We start from the raw sequence: 4,139 nt of genomic DNA on the forward strand, positions 1-4,139 counted from the left end.
GTGCAGGACGGCCCGAACAAGGCCGAGAGCGTGATCCTGCTGCACCGCCGCGACGGCTTCAAGGCGGCGCCGGCGAGCGTGGCCAAGATGAAGGAGCTGTGCGATGCCTACGAGATGCAGTTCATCGTCGGCCAGGTGACCGGCTACGAGGAACGCGACGGCCAGCTGACCAGCGTCAAGGTGACCGGCGGCGACGGCGTCACGCGCGTGGTGCCCCTCGACGTGCTGCTGGTGTTCTTCGGCCTGAGCCCCAAGCTCGGCCCGATCGCCGAATGGGGCCTGAACCTCGAGCGCAAGCAGATCGTCGTCGACACCGAGAAGTTCGAGACCAGCACGCCGGGCATCTTCGCGGTGGGCGACGTCAACACCTACCCGGGCAAGAAGAAGCTGATCCTGTCGGGCTTCCACGAAGCGGCGCTCGCGGCCTTCGCGGCGGCGCCGTACGTCTTCCCCGACAAGCGCATCCACCTGCAGTACACGACCACCAGCCCGAAGCTGCACAAGGTGCTGGGCGTCGAGACGCCGACCTTCGACTGATTTCTCCGACCGTCGGGTTGATCCCGGTCTGATCATTCGGCCTCGCCCCCGCCAGGGAGCGAGGCCGAATCGCTTCTTCAGTCGCAGCTGTAGCGGAACGACCCGTCGAGGTCGAGCGGCAGCACCAGCGTGCGGATGCCGGCTGCCTTCGACGCGGCGCACAGCTTGTCGCGCGCACCGCTGGTGTTGTTCACGTAGTTGCTCTTGTACTCGGCGTTGAACACCGGCTTGCCCTTGCCGGTGAAGGCCGAGTAGCCGCCGCACTCCGAATACTCGTTGCACTGCTCGTTGACCGCGAAGTCGAACGACGGTTCGAGCGCCGCGAGCTGGTCCACGTCGTTCTTCAGCCCGATGGCCAGGCCGCGCAGGTGGGCCGCGGTGGCCAGGTAGCGGTTGTAGTCGAGCTGGTCCTGTGCGGTCAGCGGGAAGCCACTCGAGTTGGTGTAGCCGTCGACGTTGTCGGGCTCGACGCCATCGCACCCCTTGGACTGCGCCAGGTCGAGGCGCGCGGCCATCACCGCGCGCACGTTGGCCGAGCGGATGTCCAGCCACTTCTCGCCGGCCCAGCCGTCGAGCGCCTTGCCCTTGTCGGCGGTGGCGAACTTCGAATAGTCGGGGCGCCAGTCCTCGGAGCTGCCGGCCGAGAAGTAGCAGACCACCTTGCGGCCCGCGGCCTTCAGCTGCGAGATCGTCACCGCGCTGGCGTCGACCAGGTCGATGTCGTAGACGGTCGCGTTGTACGAGGTGTTCAGCGTGCCGGTGAGCTGCCATTGCCACGTGGCTCCGGCGGCGGGCTTCCACCAGGTGCCGGGGGTCGGTGCAGGTGCAGGTGCGGGTGCGGGTGCGGGTGCCGGAGCAGGCGCTGGGGCCGGGGCAGGCGCTGGGGCCGGTACAGGTGCAGGTGCAGGTGCAGGMGYCGGWGCGGGCGCAGGCGCGGGAGCCGGAGCRGGKGTGGGCGCYGGTGCGGGTGCCGGTGCCGGCGTGCTGTCCAGCGGCAAGCGGAACGCCTGCTGCGCGTTGGTCGTCGCGCAGGTCGTCAGCGAGAACTCGGTGACGCCCACGCGCGTCGGCGCGGTCAGGCACAGCTTGCCGTCGTAGGTGGCGACTTGCGCGAGGCTGGTGCCCAGCGCGGCCAGGCGGAACTGCTGCGCCTTGCGGCCGTTGCAGTTGTCGAGGTCGACGAACGCGCCCGACTTGCTGCCGCGGGCCGTCACGCACAGGCCGGACGACGGGTTCTTGATCAGCACCAGGTTGCTCGCGCTGTCCGACGACACCGGCATGAACTGGAAGGCCTGCGCCGTGCCGGCATTGCAGGCGGCCAGCCGGATGTCCCAGCTGGAGGTCACCGTCTCGGTGCAGGCACCGAGCTTGTCGGCCACCAGCGTGCTCAGCGTGGTCGTCAGCTTCTTCGACCCGGTGGCCGCGGCCGCCTCGATCGTGCGCTGGCCCTGGGCATCGGCCAGGTCATCGTTGGCCGTATCGGCATCGTTGCCGCCGCAGGCGGCCAGCAGGACGGCGCTGGAGCAAGCCAGGCCGAGCATCATCTTGTTCATCGTCAGGTTCCTTGTTGATCGGTGCGTCGGGAACGCACCTTCCACAGCAGGAAACCAGTAGACCCGACGGACGCTTCGCAAGCCGATGCGAAAGGGCAAGCGATGTGAGCAACGGTCACACGGCGCCGGGGCGCGGCGTGGACAGGTGCGACAGGCAAACCTCGTAGAGCGCACCGACCAGGTCGGTCTGCGTGACCATGCCGACCAGCTTGCGCCGCTCGTCGACGACCGGGATGTGGTGCAGGCCGACATCCGCCATCAGCGGCACCAGCTCGACCGCCGGCGTCGACGCGAACGCGGTCTTCACCGGCGCGGTCATGATCTGTCCCACCACCTCATGGCGGTCGGAGTGCGAGTTCGTGTTGCGCGCGAGGAAGGCGCGCAGCCGCCGGCCGATGTCGCGGCGGTCCTGCAGGTCGACCTGCGCCAGGAAATCCGATCGCGTGACGATCCCGATCACCTGCCGCGCCCGGTTGACCACCGGCAGTGCCTGCACCGCGTGCGCGCGCATCAGGTTCCAGGCCACGTCGAGCTCGGTCGCGAACTCGACGGCGAGCACGTCCTTCGACATCACGTCGGCGCAGCGGGCTTCGCCGAAGCGGCGCTTGAAGGCCTGCATCTCGGTCTGGTGGAACAGCGATTCGAGGTCGTCGATGCCGATGTCGAGCACCTGGTCGTAGTCCTTCAGCGCGGCCTGCAGGTCGGCCGGCGTGAAGCCGAGGCGTTCGGTGGGCGGGCCGTCGGCCGTGCGGTGCGCGTGCTGCGCGTCGGCCTGCTGCGAATGGGGATAGCGGYGCCCCGTCGCGTTGTTGAAGAGCAGCGCCACGCCGAGCAGCAGCAGCGAATTGAGCGCGACCGGCACCAGCACGAAGCCGTAGCCAGCCGCGTGCACGGCCGGGCCGCCGAGCACGGCCGTCAGCGCCACCGCACCGCTCGGCGGATGCAGGCAGCGCAGCGCGAACATCGCACCGATGGCCACGCAGATCGCGAGCGCCGAGGCCAGCGCCGGCTCCTCGATCAAGCGTGCACAGGTCACGCCGATCAGGGCCGAGACGATGTTGCCGCCGAGGATCGACCACGGTTGCGCCAAGGGACTGGCAGGCACCGCAAACAGCAGCACCGCCGAGGCGCCCATCGGCGCGATCAGCGCGATGGCACCGGGCGTGCCCTGCAGCACGAAGGCGCTGAGCAGCCCGGTGGCCGCGATGCCCAGCAGCGCCCCCAGCACCGACCGCAAGCGCTCGCGCCCGCTCACGGCGGCGCGTGCAGGAAGCCAGGCACGCAGCCAGGGATGCAGCAACAGGGAACGCATGAGGCAGTCGGCGGGGTCCGTGCAGATCGGAGCCCCGGATTGTCGGCGAACCCGCCGCGCCGACCGCGTCAGGTCAGGGCCGCCAGGTCAGCGTCGTCTTCGTGTTGATGTCGGTGGCCGAACCGACGGTCGACGTCGCGTCGACGAAGCCCGAGCGGTTGCCCGCGCTGAGGTTCAGGCCGGCACCGCGGTACTCGACATCGCCCTGCAGGTTCAGCGTGCCCGACGCGCCCTGCCCGCTCTCGAAGAAGCCCAGCGGGTAGAACGTGGTGCGCACCTGGGCCGAGCCCGACACCGTGAAGGCATTGCCGCCGGAGCCGATCACGCTGAGCCCGCCGACCGTGCCGCCGGTGACCGTGCCCTTGCTGATGACGGCCTGGTCCTCGATGCGCGCCGTGCCGCTCGCGCTGCCGCCCGGCAGGATCGTCGCGTACGGGCCGACGTACACCGTCGAAGGCGTGCTGGTCGGGGCGCAGCCACCACCGTTCGCGAACCGCGCGGTTCCGGTCGGGCAGGCATCACGCTGGCCGTTCTGGAAGCCCTGCGGCCAGGCGTTCGCCAGCTCGACCATGTACGGGTAGCGCCAGATCGTCTCGTACGCCTGGTCCCACACCACCGTCTTGAACACCGACGGCGTCGCGGTCACCACCAGGAACAGCGGCTCGCCCGCGTTCACCTTGAAGGTCAGGTCGGCATCCAGCCCCTTCTGCAACCCGCTGTAGCGGGCCGACGTGAAC

General features: G+C 69.6%; 4 protein-coding genes. 1 reads left to right on the forward strand and 3 read right to left on the reverse strand.

Going from position 1 to position 4,139, the window contains the following annotated elements:
- Positions 1 to 537 (forward strand): NAD(P)/FAD-dependent oxidoreductase (locus AC1D12_RS26655; RefSeq protein ID WP_477844005.1); only part of this gene is annotated, 537 nt, incomplete at its 5' end.
- A gap of 77 nt (positions 538 to 614) precedes the next feature.
- On the opposite strand, the gene AC1D12_RS26660 is transcribed toward AC1D12_RS26655, so the two are convergent.
- The 3 genes from AC1D12_RS26660 to AC1D12_RS26670 form a co-directional block, all read right to left on the reverse strand.
- On the reverse strand, positions 615 to 2,090 hold the full coding sequence (locus AC1D12_RS26660; RefSeq protein ID WP_477844007.1) for an endo alpha-1,4 polygalactosaminidase: 1,476 nt from the start codon (positions 2,088 to 2,090) through the stop codon (positions 615 to 617).
- Positions 2,091 to 2,205: 115 nt separating this feature from the next.
- Complete coding sequence (locus AC1D12_RS26665; RefSeq protein ID WP_477844009.1) at positions 2,206 to 3,402, reverse strand: HPP family protein; 1,197 nt, start codon at positions 3,400 to 3,402, stop codon at positions 2,206 to 2,208.
- A gap of 73 nt (positions 3,403 to 3,475) precedes the next feature.
- Positions 3,476 to 4,139 (reverse strand): DUF6055 domain-containing protein (locus AC1D12_RS26670; protein ID WP_477844011.1); only part of this gene is annotated, 664 nt, incomplete at its 5' end.

The organism is Rhizobacter sp. P1_G5 (assembly GCF_056405435.1).